This is a genomic window from Longimycelium tulufanense, from assembly GCF_014645795.1.
Classification (GTDB): domain Bacteria; phylum Actinomycetota; class Actinomycetes; order Mycobacteriales; family Pseudonocardiaceae; genus Longimycelium; species Longimycelium tulufanense.
The window spans coordinates 129,985-146,366 of record NZ_BMMK01000003.1; the positions used below are offsets into that span (position 1 = coordinate 129,985).

Here is a 16,382-nt window from a genome sequence, read left to right on the forward strand (position 1 = left end):
GGCGCGTAACGGTCTTCCGCTGTTATGACCCATTGCTATGACCGTGGCTGTTCCATCCGGGTCAACATGGTTGCGAATATTCCTCGCGAATCACTCAACGTGCTGACGTGATCACCCGTACGGAGCGATGCGTCCCTCCGAGCGTGCGAGGTCCGAGCACCTGAGGAGGACCCATGGCCGCAGGGAGCACGCCGAGAGGGCGAAGCATCGGTTCCATCGCCGGCGCCGGGGTGGTCGCGACGATCAGCAGCGCCGTGTTGGCGCTGGTCGGGCTCCCGGCCGCCGCCGCGCCGGCAACCCCAGCGCTCACCGGCGCCCAGCTGGCGGCGGTCGACTACCTGTCCGGGCAGGGGTTGGACCGCACGACCGCCGTGCGTCGTGTGCTCGCCGAGGACGCGCAGACACACCAGGCCGGCCAGCTTGCTGCCCGGCTCGGTGACCGGATGGCCGGCGCCTACCTCGACGGCTCCGGCACGCTCGTCGTCAACGTGACAGACAGCGGCGCGGCCGACGAGGTCCGCCGGGCGGGCGCGATCGCACGCACGGTGGCCAACGGCATCACCGAGCTCAACAGTGCCAAGGCACAGCTCGACCGGGCCGGGCGTGGCGTCCCGGGCGCGAGCTGGTTCATCGACCCGGGGAGCGATCAGGTCGTGCTCCAGGTTCCCGAGCGGGAGGGCGTCACCGATCTGCTCTCGACCGCCCAGCAGCTCGCGGGGAAGGTGCGCGTCGAGCGCAGCACCGGCATGTTGAGCACCATGGCCACCAGCTTCGTCGGCGGCCAGCAGATCGAGTTCACCAAGAGCGGAACCGACTACGTCTGCTCGGCCGGGTTCAACGCCACAGACAGCTCCGGACGAAGCGTCATGGTGACCGCCGGGCACTGTGGACAGGGCGTCAGCGAATTCCGGCGCAACGGGACCTACCTCGGCGCCGTGCAGGCCGCCAGCTTCCCCGGCCACGACTACGCGTACTCCACGGTGGACACCGGCACCTGGGTACCTCGCGGCGCCGTGGACCGGTACAACGGCACCTCGGTGACCGTGGCCGGCTACTCATCGGCCCCTGTGGGCAGCACGGTCTGCAAGTCGGGACGCACCACGGGCTGGACCTGTGGGCAGATCCAGGCATACGACGCGACCGTCAACTACGAGGGCGGCAGCTCCGTCTCCGGACTGGTCAAGGCCAGCGTCTGCACCGAGGGCGGGGACAGCGGCGGCGCGTGGATGGCCGGCAACTACGCCCAGGGAGTCACCAGCGGTGGCAGCTACTTCGTGGTTGACGGCCAGAAGGTGTGTGGGGAGAAGGCCGGGAAGCCGAACACCGCCTACTACCAGCCCATCGGTGCCGCGCTCTCCGCGTATGGGCTGACCCTGACCACATCCTGACGGGGTGTCCGGGGCGCCGTCGGGGCCGGCTGCGAGGGCGCTGGTCCCGACGGACACCCTCCGGCACACCGGTCAGCCATACCCCTCGGGATCGGTCTCGCCCCGGGGTGGATGGGCCTCCGGGTGTTCGGCATACCAACGCTGGTACGAGGGATTGTTGCCCACCAGCCCCCGATACGCCTCGGTAGCGGCACGGAACAGCACGTCCGCGTAGGCGCCGGCGGTGCTCGTTCGCCAGGCGATGAACCGTCGGATGGGCATGGGGTCGCCGGCGAGCATCCGGACCACGACTCCCTCGGTCTCGCGGGATGTTGCACGGCAGGTGGCCACGCACTGTCCAGTCTGGACAAAGTGGCTCCGCGCCACCGCATCGTCCACGTAATGGCGGACCCGCGGGGTGAACCCGGCCGCGGCGCACACCGTGAGGAACACCGCCTGCGTGCCCTCCTGGTCCGGGGTGCGCAGGATCCACTGCTCATCGGCGAGATCAGCCAGCTCCAGCTCGTCCTTGGCAGCGAGTGGATGTTGCGCGCCGAGCGCCACGAACGTCGGCTCGTGCGGCACGAGTACCCGGTGCGCCACTCCTTCCGGCCACCGCAGTTCGTAGCCGGGGTGCTCGAAGACGTTCACCGCGTCGAGCTGGCCCTGGCCGGCCATGTTCACCAGGGTCGGTCCGGCCAGCCCGATGTGCCCACGCACCTCGATGTCGGGCAGCGTCTCCTCGAGCTGGCGGATCCAGCCGGTGCTCAGCCGGCCCTGCACCCCGCCGATCCGTAGCACCGCCTCGCCCGGCTCGGCCCGGCTGCGGGTGAGCGACTGCAGGTGGTCGACCCCGGCCAGCACGCCGCGTGCGGCGTCGACCAGCATCCGGCCGTAGGTGGTGGGCCGGACCCCGCTGCGGCTGCGCTCGAAGACCTCGGCGCCGACCATGCGCTCGATGCGTTGCAGCTGGGTGGTGAGGGCGGGCTGGGACAGCCCGAGCCGCGTCGCGGCCTGGGTGAGGCTCCCGGTGTCCGCGATCGCGCAGAGCATGCGCAGGTGGCGGATCTCCAGCTCGGGCATGTGCCAGTTATGACCTCTCCGGGTGAAGGCGGCAACCCGGCGTTGGGATGGTCTGGTCCTCAACCGTCGGGTGCAGGTCGGGTCGGCCGGCGAACCAGCGTGCGTAGCAGGGGTTGTTCCGCACCTGGTCCAGGTAGGCCCGCACGACGGTGCGGCGCACCACCCGCACCACCCGGCCGGGCAGTGCCTTGCGCCACGCCACGATCCGGCGAACCCAGATCGGGTCGCCGGCCAGCCGCCGGATCACCAGCCCGGCGTGCTCCCGGGACGTGGCCAGGCACAGCGTCAACGCGTGTCCGGCCTGGACGACGTGGCTGGCCGCCAGCGAGTTGCTGACGTCGTGCTGCACCTGCGGGGTGAACCCGGCGGCCGCGCAGCAGGCCAGGAAGGCGCCGTAGGTGCCGGTCTCGTCCGGTGGTTCCAGCGCCCACCGCTCTCGGGCCAGCTCGGCCAGTGGGATCTCGTCCCGGTGCGCGAGCCGGTGTCCCCGGCCCATCGCCACGTGGATCGGCTCGAACGGCTGCACGACCAGGTTCGCCACGCTGTCCGGCCACACCAGCTCGTAGCCGGGCAGCTCGTGCACCTCGGCGGCGTCGAGCTGGTCGCCGGCGAGCAGCCGTACCAGGGAGCGCGAGGTGCTGCCGGTGCGGATGCGCACCGGTGTGCCGGTGAACTCCTCCTCGAGCAGCTCGGCCCAGCGCGAGGTGAGCCGGGTGCCGACCGTGCCGATACGCAAAGCCGTATTGGCGCTGCTGGCGGAGTTCTGCCGGAGCAGCGAGTTCAGATGGTCCATTCCGACCAGCACGCCGCGGGCGGCCGACAGCACGACCTGGCCGTAGGCGGTTGGGCGGACCCCGGTGCGGGTGCGCTCGAACAGCTTGCCGCCGATCGTGCGCTCGATCCTCTTGAGCTGCGAGGTCAGCGCCGGCTGGGTCAGGCCGAGCCGGGCCGCGGCCTGGGTGAGGCTCCCGGTCTCGGCAATGGCCTGCAGCACCCGCAGGTGCCGGATCTCCAGGGACACGTCCCTAGTTATGACCGAGCGGTCCCCTCTCGACAACCCTGTCGTCTCGCGGTGCGATTCGCCTGCGTCGCCCTGGCCGCGTCGTTGGTGGGAAGCCGGCGCCCGGTCGGCAGGTCACCGCACTCCTCGAGCCGGCCGCAGTCCAGCGCCACGTCCTTGGCGGCGTGGTCGGTCGAGCCCTGGGGCAGCGTCTCCGGGGCGGGCAGCCAGGCCAGGAAGGCGAGGGCGGCCACGATGGCGGTGAGCCCGAACGCGGTGCCGTAGGAGAAGTGGTCGGCGACGACACCGGCGGCCAGCGGGCCCAGGATCGCGCCGACGTCGGTGGCCATCTGGAAGCCGGCCAGGGCGGGACCGCCGCGGCCCTTGGCGCCGACGATGTCGGCCAGTGCGGCGTTCTGCGGCGGGTTGAGCAGGCCGGCACCGATGCCGGCAACCAGCGAGGCGGCCAGGAACAGCCACACCTCCTCGCTCAGGCCGAGCGCGGCGGTACCACCGCCGAGGACGACCAGGCCCACCAGCACCAGCGGCTTGCGGCCCCGGGCGTCGGCCACCCGTCCGGCCAGCATCAGCACGGCGGCGTCACCGGCGGCGAACACGGCCAGCGAGATCCCGGCCAGGCCGCTGCCCCGGTGCAGCACGTTGGCGACGAACAGCGGCATCACCGCGACGCGGACGCCGAACACGACCCAACCGTTGGCGAAGCCCGAGACGAGCGCGGCGCGGTAGGTGGGGTGTCGCAGTGCGGTGCCGATCGTCATGGCCGGGCCGTCGGTGCCGTCGGGTGGAGCGGCCAGCGTGGAGCGGCGCAGGAAGAACCAGACGATCGTGGCCGCCAGCAGCAGGGTCGCGCCGTAGACGAGGAACGGGGCGCGCAGTGAGATCTCGCCGAGGCCGCTGCCCAGCACGGGCCCGGTGATGCTGCCGAGCAGGAAGCTGGTGGCCCACAGCCCGGAGGCGCGGCCGCGCAGTGGGGGCGGCGTGAGCCGGATCAGCAGGCCGACCCCGGACACGGTGAACATGGTGGAGCCGACGCCGGCGGCGGAGCGTAACGCGAGCAGCTGCCAGTAGTCGGTGGCGAAGGCGCACGCGCCGGTGGTGATGGCCACGATGAGGAGGCCGACCAGATAGATCGGGCGCTCGCCAAAGCGGTTCACCAGGCGGCCGCTGGCCGGGGCGAAGGCCAGTCGGACCAGCGCGAACGAGCTCACGATGAAGGTGGCGGCGGCCACGCCGACGTGGAAGCTGGCGGCGAAGGTGGGCAGCACCGGAGCGACCAGCCCGAAGCCCACCGCGATGACGAAGGCGGCCGCGACGAGCACCCACACCTCGCCGGGGAAGCGGGGCTCGATGCGCGGGGCCGTGCCGTTCGTGGCCGTCCCGGTTGTCGCCACTCGCTCCCCCTTCGTCGTTAGCGATGCTAAGGGTACGTGGGATTCGTTTATTGCCGAACAACAGCCACCGGCAGACTGTTCCGCGATGGACCTGCCACCCCTACCCGACCTGCCCGTCCGCGACGTCCTGCCGGACGTCTGCGCCATGCTGGCCGGCCGCGGCACGACCGTGCTGGTCGCGCCGCCGGGAACCGGCAAGACGACCCTGGTCCCGCTGGCGTTGGCCGCGGGCAACGGGGGCCGGGTCGTGGTTGCCGAGCCACGCCGGCTCGCCACCCGGGCAGCGGCGTCGCGAATGGCCGAGCTGCTGGGGGAACCGGTCGGCCGCACGGTCGGCTACTCGGTGCGTGGCGAGCGCCGGGTCAGCGCGGGCACCCGCGTCGAGGTGGTCACCTCGGGCCTGCTCGTCCGCCGCCTGCAGGGCGACCCGGAGCTGGCCGGGGTGGACGTCGTGCTGCTCGACGAGTGCCACGAACGGCATCTGGACGCCGACCTGCTGCTTGCCCTGCTGCTGGACGCCCGCGCCGGGCTCCGACCGGACCTACAGGTGCTGGCCACCTCGGCAACCGTCGCCGCCGATCGGCTGGCGGCCCTGCTCGAGGACGCCCCGGTGTTGCGCGCAACGGGCGCCACGTATCCGGTAGAGATGCACTACCTCGCGCCGGTACGCGGTGAGCGCCTCGAGACGCATGTGGCTCGTGCCGCCCGGGGCGCGCTGTCCGAAGTGGATGGTGACGTGCTGGTGTTCCTGCCCGGTGCCGCGGAGATCCGTCGGGTGTCGGAGCTCCTCACGGGCATCGGAGGCGTCGACGTGGTGCCGCTGCATGGCAGGCTCCCGGCCGCGGCGCAGGACGCGGCGTTGCGGCCCGGTTCGCGCCGCCGCGTTGTGCTGTCCACCGCCGTCGCAGAGTCCAGCCTCACCGTGCCCGGAGTGCGGGCAGTGGTCGACGCCGGACTCGCCCGGGTGCCCAGGGTGGACCATCGCCGCGGCTTGTCCGGACTGGCCACGGTGCGGGTTTCCGCAGCGGTGGCCGAGCAGCGCGCCGGCCGCGCGGGCCGGGAAGCACCCGGGCACGCCTACCGCTGCTGGCCGGAGCACGAGCACGCGACCCTGCCCCGCTACCCCGAGCCGGAGATCCGGGCCGCGGACCTGACCCGGCTCGCTCTGGAGCTCGCCTGCTGGGGCACGCCCGATGGGTCGGGCCTGGCCTGGTGGGACACCCCACCGGCGGGTGCACTGACGGCCGGACGCACGGTGCTGCGTGCCCTGGGCGCGCTGGACGAGGCGGACCGGGTGACCGAGCGCGGCCGCCGGATGGCCGAGCTGGGCCTGCACCCGCGGCTGGCCAGGGCGTTGCTGGACGGCGCGGCCGAGATCGGGCCGGGGGCGGCGGCCGAGGTGGTCGCCCTCCTCGACGACGACTCCCTGGCGCCGCGGGCCGATCTGGCGGCGGCGATCCGCACGCTCCGGGCGCAACGGCCGGTTGGCTGGCGGCGGGAGGCCGACCGGCTGGCCAGGCTGGTCGAGGGGGTGCCGCGCCGGCACGACGATCCCGCCCTGGTCGCGGGCCTGGCCTACCCGGAACGGCTGGCACGTCGTCGCGCGCCGGGGTCGTCGAGCTACCTGATGGCCGGTGGCACCGCCGTGACCGCGCCGGCCGATTCGGGGCTGGCGGAGGCGGAGTGGTTGGCGGTCGCGGTGGCCGACCGGGACCCGGGACGGGCTCATGGCCGGATCCGGCTGGCCGCGGCCGCCGATGCCGATCTCGCCCGAAAGGTCGCCCCGGGCCTGCTGTCCACAGTGGACGAGGTCGAGTGGGTCGACGGCGACGTGGTGGCCCGACAGGTGGAGCGACTGGGCGCGATCGTGCTGTCCGAGAAGCCGTTGCGCGATCCGGATCCGGCCGCGGTCGCCGACGCGCTCCGGCGTGGCCTGCGCTGCGACGGGCTCGACCTGCTGCCGTGGGGCGCCGATGCCATGTCTCTGCGGCACCGGCTGGGCTTCCTGCGCGCTGCGTTGGGTGAGCCCTGGCCCGCGGTGGACGACGAGACCCTGCTGGCCGAGTTGGACAGTTGGCTCGGCCCCGAGTTGGCCACCGCGGGGCGCCGTGCGGACCTGGAGCGCATCGACGTAGCGGGGGCGTTGCGTCGCCTCCTTCCGTGGCCCGAGGCGGCCCGGCTGGACGAGCTGGCCCCGGAACGGATCGGGGTGCCCTCGGGCAATCGGGTGCGCGTGGACTACTCGGCCGACCCCCCGGTGCTCGCGGTCCGCGTGCAGGAGGTCTTCGGCTGGACCGAAACCCCGCGGCTCGCCGGCGGTAGGGTGCCGGTGCTGATGCACCTGCTGTCCCCTGCCCAGCGGCCGGTGGCCGTCACCGCGGACCTCTCGTCGTTCTGGCGGTCGGGATGGGCGCAGGTGCGTGCGGAATTGCGCGGTCGCTACCCCAAGCACTCCTGGCCGGAGGACCCGATGACCGTGCCGGCCCACCGCGGCACCGCCCGTCGAGCGCCCCGAGGAGGATGAGCGGCATGCCCGACGACGGCAGCGGTCCGGTGCTGCTCAGTGCCTGCCTTGCGGGCGTGCCGTGCCGGTACGACGGCGTGGCCAAGACCGTCGAGGGGTGTCGGGCCGCCGCGGAGCGGGACGAGGCGGTGCCGGTGTGCCCGGAGCTGCTCGGGGGCCTGCGTACCCCCCGCCGCCCCGCCGAGATCGACGGTGGGGACGGTGACGACGTCCTCGACGGCAGGGCCCGCGTGGTCGACGACGAGGGAACGGACGTCACGGCTGAGTACGTGGCCGGCGCGCACCGCGCCCTGGAGATCGCCCGACGGCATGGTGCCGACGTCGCGGTGCTCCACGACCGCAGCCCGAGTTGCGGCAGTGACGCGATCTACGACGGCACCTTCACCGGGCGGACCACATCAGGACAGGGAGTAACGGCCGCTCTCCTTCGCCGACACGGCATCACGGTCCGGCCCCCGGCCTGAAAACCTCGCGAGCCTCGGCGGGAATCTCCACGCATGGAACAGGCGTCCCGAGGCGCCCACTCGCCAATGTCCGGCTACCGGGTTCTCCAACCAGATCTCGGTGCTGGTTGTCCTCTCGGACCCGGCAGGGTGCGGACTGCTGAGGCCGGCCATCGACCACAGGCCCGAGCGTGGCCGTGCACTCTCCTCCCCGGTCCCCTGACGAGTGGGTGGGTGCCGTGCCGCCGGGAGTGGTGGGGTCGGGCGATGCTCGCGACTTTGCACCGAACCCGGGTGGCCATGTCGAGCTAATGGGGTGGGCGGTCGAGTGATCGCGGCTGGTAGGGCCTCGCCTACTCGCCGGTCGTCCCCGATTCTTCACGCCACCCGTTGAGGAGTGGAGGCTCGCCCATGACCGCTGCCGAGGTCACCGGCGCGTGGGGGATGAGGCCGGTCGTCCCCGCGGTCAGGCGCGGGACCGCGACGGCGACGTCGCGGTCGGTGCGGTCTTCGCGGCGTCGGGCCCGGGCGGAGCGGCAGGAGCTGGCCGCGCGGCTCACCACCCGGTTGGCCGCGCGCGAGGCCGCGCTGGCCGAGCTGTGGCCCGACCCGCCGCCGCATCCCGCCGCCGGGCTCGACCTGCTGGTCCATCCGGTCGGGCCCGGCACGTTCGATCCGGGCCCGCTGGCCGAGCCACTCCCCCCGCCCCGCTGGTCCGACTTTGCCCAGCGGTGTCGCGGCGGTGTGCTCGGGTGGCTGGTGAGTGGCGCCATGCGGGTGGAGCGGGAGCTGGCCAACCAGCGATTTGCCCGCGCACAGGCCGACCATGCCGCGGCAGAACGTCGCCGGCGCGTCGCGCTCGCTGCTGCCCGCCGGGCCCATACCGAGCACGCCCTGCTGCTCCGCCAGCAGTTCAACGGCCAGCACCCCGGGCTGCGCCGGCTGACCGAGCAGCTCGCCGCGCGCGACCCGGACACCGTGCAGGACTACTTCGCCCGGGTGCTGCGGTACGCGGCATGGCCGAGGGGGATCCCGTGCCGGCCGATCGCCGTGCGTTACCTGCAGCCGGCGCGCCGGTTGTTCGTCCGGTGGCCGCTCCCGTCCCGGCACGTGGTCCCCGCGGTCGCCCGCTACCGGCCGGACCGCAGTCAGCGCGGGGTAACCGCGGTGCCGCGTCGGGAGTCGGAGGTGGCCCGGCGGTACGCCGAGCTGGTGGCCGCAGTGCCGCTGCGGGTCGTCCACGAGCTGTTCGGGGCGGACTTCGCCGGGGCGTTGACGGACGTCGTGGTGAATGGCGAGATCGAGAACCGGAACTCGCTGACCGGACGAATCGAGCATGTGCGTCTGGTCAGCCTCGCGGTCAGCCGCTCGGAGTTCGACAGCCCGCGCACGCACAGCACCGTCGATTGGCTGCGCACGGTGGGTGGCCGGATGTCCCCCGACCCGTACCGGGGGTTGGGCGTGACTCCGGTCGTGGACTTCGAGGGCTTCATTCCGGTGCCCAGCAAGGGGCCCCGGACGGATGTCCGGCAGCTACCACCGGAGATTTTCGCTCGGTTGGTCCGCCGACTGCTCCTGGCCACCGGCCTGCACGGGTGGACCACCCGGTACGCGGGGATGGACCGCGTCGAAGCGACCGGTGAGCTGCCCGGGCGTGACGGGTCGCGACGTTGCCTGATCGTGGTACGGCGCGATGCTGGCGTGACCGCCGCCGAGGCGCTCGACCCCGTGCTCGGCACGGTCGCCGAGGTGGGGGTCGACCAGGCCCTGCTGGCCACGACCGCGTGGTTTCCGTTGGCCCTGCATCGCAGGGCGGCCGCCGACGCGCGGGTACGGCTTGTCGAGGGACACACTTTGCGTAACCTGGCGCTTCGCCACCTCGGGATATCCCTCGTCGGCCTCCCGGTGGACTGAGCTGGCCGGCCGCGGGTGCTCCGGCGGAGTTGGCACGCCAGCTCATCTCGGCCAGAAGTATGAGCTGTGTCGAGCCGGCCGGCTGATGCCCGGCAGCTCCGGATAGCGGAAAGTAGTGCTCGAGGGCCAGTTCGGGGCGGCCCTCGACGGGAGAGAGAAGACGAGGGCACGGCCGACGGTGGGACCTGGCACGTCGAGCGGGAGCGCGAAGCCGCTCGCCACGGCGAAGGGGACGTCGCCTAGCGGGACCCACTGAGTGTCGGGAGTCGTGTCGAGGCGTTGCGGCCTCGGCCGCGCCCTCAGCTTCTTCGCCCGGCGGGACGGCCGCTGCCAACGTCCCACGGGCGAGAAGCCGCCGCGGCCCAGGTCCGCGGCCCACGGCGGACGGCCTGCTTACCTCCGCATCGGGGGTGGAGGTAAGCAGGTCGACGCGCATCCGAGACACTTTCCGCGCCCCCATCAACGGCAGCAGTTCCTCATCTCGAGTCTCGCGATCCGATGGTTTCTCGTGTCGTTTCTTCGCCGCGTAGAACGTCGACACCGGAAACCCGGTCACCGTACAGATCGGCTCCACACCGAACTCGTCGCGATGCTCTTCGACGAACCCGGTCGGCGTGGCGGTCGTGGGTCCATTTCCTTCGCGAAAAGGCTGACCCGGCTGAATCCGGGGCCGGCTGGTTCTTTCCCGGCCGCAGATCCAGTGGCAGTCAGCTGGTTGTCGATCTCGGTGCGATCACCATCCACTACAATCGGGCCGGTCATCACCCGCTGCGAAGCGGAAGCGCCCAGCTCGCCGGTCGACCGACCAGTGCCTTGGAGAGGAGGGGATCGGTCGGGTGTTCAGTCGCATTGTCATCGTCAACCGTGGTGAGGCCGCGATGCGGCTCATCAACGCCGTTCGGGACCTGGCCGCGGAGACCGCGACACCGATCGAAACCGTCGCCCTACACACCGACGTCGACCGCACCGCCACGTTCGTGCGCGAAGCCGACATCGCCTACGACCTCGGTCCCGCGTCCGCGCGCCCGTACCTCGACCTGAAGGCGCTGGAGCGCGCGCTGGTGGAGACCGGGGCCGACGCCGCGTGGGTCGGCTGGGGCTTCGTCGCGGAGGACCCGGCGTTCGCGGAGCTGTGCGAGAAGGCCGGGGTCACCTTCGTCGGACCGAGCGCGGAGGCCATGCGCAAGCTCGGCGACAAGATCGGCGCCAAGCTGATCGCCGAGGAGGTCGGCGTGCCGGTCGCGCCGTGGAGCCGCGGTGCGGTCGAGACCCTGGACGCCGCCCTGGCGGCGGCGGCCGAGATCGGCTACCCGCTGATGCTGAAGGCGACCGCAGGCGGCGGCGGGCGCGGCATCCGCGTGATCACGAACGAGGCTGAGCTCGCCGACGCCTACGAGCGCACCAGCCAGGAGGCCGCGCGGGCGTTCGGCAGTGGCATCGTGTTCCTGGAGCGCCTGGTCACCGGTGCCCGGCACGTCGAGGTCCAGGTGATCGCCGATGGCGAGGGCACCGCGTGGGCACTCGGTGTCCGCGACTGCTCGGTGCAGCGGCGCAACCAGAAGGTCATCGAGGAGTCGGCGTCGCCGGTACTTAGCCCCGTACAGACAGCCGAGCTCAAGGCGTCGGCCGAACGGCTGGCCGTCGCGGTCGGTTACCGCGGCGCGGCCACCGTCGAGTTCCTCTACCACCCCGGCGAGAAGCTGTTCGCGTTCCTCGAGGTCAACACCCGCCTGCAGGTCGAGCACCCGATCACCGAGTGCACCACCGGGTTCGACCTGGTCAAGGCGCAGCTGCGGGTGGCAGCCGGCGGCAGGCTCGAAGGCGAGCCGCCGGTGGAGCGCGGGCACGCCATCGAGGCCCGGCTGAACGCCGAGGACCCCGACCGCGACTTCGCGCCCTCCCCGGGCCGCATCGTGCGGCTGGACCTGCCCACCGGGCCGGGCATCCGGGTGGACACCGGTGTCAGCGAGGGCGACACCATCCCCGCCGACTTCGACTCGATGATCGCGAAGATCATCGCCTACGGCCGCGACCGCGACGAGGCGCTCGGCAGGCTGCGCCGAGCGATGGCGCAGACCACGGTGGTCATCGAGGGTGGCGCGACGAACAAGAGCTTCGTGCTCGACCTGCTCGACCAGCCCGAGGTGATCGACGCCAGCGCGGACACCGGCTGGATCGACCGCGTTCGCGGCGAGGGCAGGCTCGTCTCGCACCGGCACTCCGCCGTCGCGCTGGCGGCCGCCGCCATCGAGGCGTACGAGGAGGAGGAACGCGTCGAGCGGCAGCGGCTGCTGTCGACGGCGTTCGGCGGGCGCCCGCAGGTGCAGCACAGGAGCGGCCGACCGCTGGACCTCAAGCTGCGTGGCGTCGCCTACCGCGTACGCGTCGCGCGGGTCGGCGCGCATCGGTTCCGCGTCGGCGTCGAAGCGGGTGGCGACGTCCGTACCGCCGACGTCGAGCTGGACCGCTTCGACCGGCACACCGGACAGATCGTCGTCAACGGCACCCGGTACCGCCTGCTCACCGGCACGCACGGGCCGATCCACCTCGTCGAGGTGGACGGCGTCACGCACCGGGTCAGTCGCGACGAGGGCGGCGTCGTCCGTTCGCCCATGCCCGCGCTGGTCGTCGCCACGCCGCTGGAGGTCGGCGCCGAGGTCGAGGCGGGCGCGCCGGTGCTGGTGCTGGAGAGCATGAAGATGGAGACGGTGCTGCGGGCGCCGTTCCAGGCGCGGCTGAAGGAATGCGTCGTGTCCGTGGGCAGCCAGGTGGAGACCGGTGCACCGCTGCTGCGGCTGGAGCCGCTCGCCGATGCCGGAGCCGAGGGCACCTCGGCCGTCGAGTCCGTCGAGCTGGACCTGCCCGCCGCGCCCGGGGAGATCCCGGCGCGGGAGCGCGCCACGCGCGGCCAGGAGGACCTGCGCAGCCTGCTGCTGGGCTTCGACGTCGACCCGCACGACGAACGCCGGGTGCTCGACGACTACCTCGCCGCGCGCCGGGCGGCCACCGAGGACGGCCACCGGCCGCTGGCCGAGGAACTCGAACTCGTCGACGTGTTCGCCGACCTCGCCGAGCTGAGCCGCAACCGGCCGGCGGGCGAGGACGGCGGCGGTGACGGCCACGTGCACAGCGCCCGCGAGTACTTCCACACCTACCTGCAGAGTCTCGACGTCGAGCGGGCCGGGCTGCCGGCGGCGTTCCAGGCCAAGCTCGCCAAGGCGCTCGGGCACTACGGTGTCACCGAGTTGGAACGCTCCCCCGAACTCGAAGCCGCGGTGTTCCGGATCTTCCTCGCCCAGCAACGCGCGTCCGCCGACGCCACGGTCGTCACGACGTTGCTGCGCGCATGGCTGCGGGAGCCCCCGCCGGACGAGACGCTGCGCGAGCCCGCCGGTCTCGCGCTGGAGCGGCTGGTGGCCGCGACGCAGGTCCGCTTCCCCGTGGTCTCCGACCTCGCGCGCGGCGTGGTGTTCGCCTGGTTCGGCCAGCCGCTGCTGCGCCGCAACCGCGCCCGCGTCTACGCCAACGTCCGCAAGCACCTGCGTCACCTGGACGCGCACCCGGACGCGCCGGACCGCGCCGAGCGCATTGCCGAGATGGTGCGCAGCACCGAGCCACTGGTCCGGCTGCTCGGCCAGCGGCTTGTCCGCGACGACCTGGACAACGCGATCATGCTGGAAGTGCTGACCAGGCGGTACTACGGCAACAAGGGGCTCACCGGCGTCCGCACCAGCGAGGTCGCGGGCTGCACGTTCGTGGTCGCCGAGCGAGCGGGTTCGTGCGTGGTCTCCTCCGCGGTGAGCTTCGAAGCGCTGGGCAGCGCGCTGCGCGGGCTCGCGGAGCTGGCGAGCGGCGAGGACGCCATCCACGCCGACATCTATCTGGCCTGGGAGAAGCAGCCGGAGGACTTCGACGCGATGGCGGCCGCGCTGCACGAGGTCGTCAGCGCGCACCGGCTGCCGAACCAGGTCCGCAGGCTCACCGCCACCGTCGCGGGCAGCGGCGGCGCGGTGATGCACCACCACTTCACGTTCCGCCCGTCGACCACCGGGATGACCGAGGAGCGGCTGATTCGCGGCCTGCACCCGTTCATCGCGCAGCGGATGCGGCTGGAGCGGCTGCGCAAGTTCGACCTCACCAGGCTGCCGTCGTCGGACGAGGAGGTCTACCTCTTCCAGTGCGTGGCGCGGGAGAACCCGTCGGACGAGCGGCTCGTCGCGTTCGCACAGGTGCGTGACCTGACCGAGCTGCGCGAGAACGACGGCAGGCTGGTCGCACTGCCGACGGCCGAGGACACCATCGCCACCTGCCTCGACTCGATCCGCCGCGCGCAGTCGCGGCGACCGTCGAAGAAACGCTTCAACACCAACCAGATCGTGGTCTACGTCTGGCCGCCGAGCGAGATCACCCGCGCCGAGCTGGAGACGATCGCCGCGCGCGTGCTGCCGACGACCGCGGGCGCCGGGCTGGAGGAGATCCTGTTCATCGCGCGGCAGCGCGACCGGAGGACCGGCGAGCTGGCCAAGATCGCCGTGCGCATCTCCTTCGACGCCACCGGCGGCACCGAGCTGACCGTCGGCGAGCCGTCGGACGAGCCGGTCGAGCCGCTCGACGACTACCGGCTGAAGGTGCTGCGCGCGAGCAGCCGCAACACGGTGTACCCGTACGAGCTGACCGGCCTGCTCGGCGACTTCGTCGAGCACGACCTCGACGACGACCACGCGCTGGTGCCGGTCGACCGGCCGAAGGGGCACAACACCGCGGCGATCGTCGCGGGCGTGGTCACCACGCCGACCCGGCGGCACCCGCAGGGCGTCACCAGGGTCGTGCTGCTCGGCGACCCGACGAAGTCGCTCGGCGCGCTGTCGGAGCCGGAATGCCGCCGCGTGATCGCCGCCCTGGACCTGGCCGAGCGGATGCGGGTGCCGCTGGAGTGGTACGCGCTGTCCGCCGGCGCCCGGATCTCCATGGAGTCCGGCACCGAGAACATGGACTGGGTGGCCGCGGCACTCAAGCGGATCGTCGAGTTCACCCAGGACGGCGGCGAGATCAACATCGTGGTCGCGGGCATCAACGTCGGCGCGCAGCCGTACTGGAACGCCGAGGCGACGATGCTCATGCACACCAGGGGCATCCTGGTGATGACGCCGGACTCGACGATGGTGCTCACCGGCAAGCAGTCGCTCGACTTCTCCGGGGGCGTGTCGGCCGAGGACAACTTCGGCATCGGCGGCTACGACCGGGTGATGGGGCCGAACGGGCAGGCGCAGTACTGGGCGCCAAACCTCGCGGCGGCCCGCGACGTGCTGATGGCGCACTACGACCACACGTACGTCGCACCCGGTGAAAAGGCGCCGCGTCGGGCGAAGACGACCGACCCCGTCGACCGCGACATCTCCGACTTCCCGCATGCCGTGGTGGGCAACGACTTCACCACCGTCGGCGAGATCTTCTCCGCCGAGGCCAACCCGGACCGCAAGAAGCCGTTCGACATCCGGACCGTGATGCGGGCACTCTCCGATCAGGACCATCCGGTGCTGGAACGCTGGGCGGGTATGGCCGACGCGGACACCGCCGTGGTGCAGGACGTACACATCGGAGGGTGGCCGGTGTGCCTGCTCGGCATCGAGTCACGAGCGGTGCCGCGGCGCGGCTTCCCACCCACCGACGGCCCGGACACCTACACCGCGGGCACGCTGTTCCCGCAGTCGTCGAAGAAGGCCGCGCGGGCGATCAACGCGGCCAGCGGCAACCGGCCGCTGGTGGTGCTGGCGAACCTGTCCGGGTTCGACGGTTCCCCTGAGTCGATGCGCAAGCTGCAGCTGGAGTACGGCGCCGAGATCGGCCGCGCGATCGTGAACTTCCGCGGGCCCATTGTGTTCTGCGTGATCTCGCGGTACCACGGCGGCGCGTTCGTGGTGTTCTCGAAGGCGCTGAACCCGAACATGACCGTGCTCGCGCTGGAAGGCTCGTTTGCCTCGGTGCTCGGCGGCGCCCCCGCCGCCGCGGTGGTGTTCTCCGGCGACGTCAACGCCCGCACCGCGGCCGACCCGCGCGTGCGGGACCTGGAGGCCCGCGTCGCGACGGCCTCCGGCACCGACCGCGCCGCGTTGACCGCGGGGCTCGTCGAGCTCCGCTCGTCGGTCCGCGCGGAGAAGCTTGGCGAGGTGGCCACGGAGTTCGACCGCGTGCACGACATCCAGCGCGCCGTCGAGGTCGGCTCCGTCGACGCCGTCATCCGCGCCGCCGAACTCCGCCCGCGCATCGTCGAGGCCATCGAGTCCCATCTGCGTTAGCCCCAGACCCACCCGCCGTCCAAAGCAACCACCGCACGCCGCCGACGTTGCGCGCACAGCACCGCAGCGCACCCACCTCGCGGCCACCGAAAGCACCCAGTGCTTGCTCCAGCCCACACGAACGGGGTCCGGGGCAGAGCCCCGGGTGGCCGTGGGGGTCTGGGGGCGCGGCCCCCAATAATCCGAAGCGACCCGGTCCGCGCCTTCCGCGGACACAGGTCGCCCGAGTGGAGCTGAGGGGACGTTACTCGAACACCGGCGACCGCGACGGGGGTCCGGGGGCGTGCCCCCGGCTGGGGTATGGGGGCTCGGCCCCACAAAACACAACGGGCGGCGGGGGGGG

8 protein-coding genes are annotated in these 16,382 nt (G+C 72.4%); 5 read left to right on the forward strand and 3 right to left on the reverse strand.

Translation table 11 applies throughout. The annotated features are described in order from the left end of the window. Positions 1 to 173 precede the first annotated feature (173 nt). Positions 174 to 1,388: a S1 family peptidase gene (locus IEY55_RS05325; RefSeq protein ID WP_189054540.1), complete on the forward strand. Its 1,215-nt coding sequence runs from the start codon at positions 174 to 176 to the stop codon at positions 1,386 to 1,388. A gap of 72 nt (positions 1,389 to 1,460) precedes the next feature. Here IEY55_RS05325 and IEY55_RS05330 read toward each other — a convergent pair whose 3' ends face one another. From IEY55_RS05330 to IEY55_RS05340, 3 genes are read right to left on the reverse strand one after another with little or no spacing between them, the layout of a single operon-like run. Continuing rightward, positions 1,461 to 2,450: a LysR family transcriptional regulator gene (locus IEY55_RS05330; RefSeq protein ID WP_189054542.1), complete on the reverse strand. Its 990-nt coding sequence runs from the start codon at positions 2,448 to 2,450 to the stop codon at positions 1,461 to 1,463. Positions 2,451 to 2,457: 7 nt separating this feature from the next. Continuing rightward, the gene (locus IEY55_RS05335) at positions 2,458 to 3,471 is read right to left on the reverse strand and encodes a LysR family transcriptional regulator (protein WP_189054543.1); all 1,014 of its coding nucleotides are present in this window, start codon (positions 3,469 to 3,471) and stop codon (positions 2,458 to 2,460) included. 8 nt (positions 3,472 to 3,479) lie between these two features. Then, complete coding sequence (locus IEY55_RS05340; protein ID WP_229686076.1) at positions 3,480 to 4,862, reverse strand: MFS transporter; 1,383 nt, start codon at positions 4,860 to 4,862, stop codon at positions 3,480 to 3,482. A gap of 85 nt (positions 4,863 to 4,947) precedes the next feature. Here IEY55_RS05340 and hrpB point away from each other — a divergent pair, with 85 nt between their 5' ends. From hrpB to IEY55_RS05360, 4 genes are all read left to right on the forward strand, one after another. Further along, positions 4,948 to 7,386 (forward strand): ATP-dependent helicase HrpB, encoded by a 2,439-nt coding sequence (gene hrpB, locus IEY55_RS05345; RefSeq protein ID WP_189054547.1) that lies wholly within the window; start codon positions 4,948 to 4,950, stop codon positions 7,384 to 7,386. A gap of 5 nt (positions 7,387 to 7,391) precedes the next feature. Continuing rightward, positions 7,392 to 7,850: a 2-thiouracil desulfurase family protein gene (locus IEY55_RS05350; RefSeq protein WP_189054549.1), complete on the forward strand. Its 459-nt coding sequence runs from the start codon at positions 7,392 to 7,394 to the stop codon at positions 7,848 to 7,850. A gap of 390 nt (positions 7,851 to 8,240) precedes the next feature. Further along, entirely contained in the window at positions 8,241 to 9,743 is a 1,503-nt protein-coding gene (locus tag IEY55_RS05355; protein WP_189054551.1) for a restriction endonuclease, read from the forward strand. Positions 9,744 to 10,579: 836 nt separating this feature from the next. Continuing rightward, positions 10,580 to 16,039 (forward strand): ATP-binding protein, encoded by a 5,460-nt coding sequence (locus tag IEY55_RS05360; RefSeq protein ID WP_189054553.1) that lies wholly within the window; start codon positions 10,580 to 10,582, stop codon positions 16,037 to 16,039. The last annotated feature ends 343 nt before the right edge of the window (positions 16,040 to 16,382 follow it).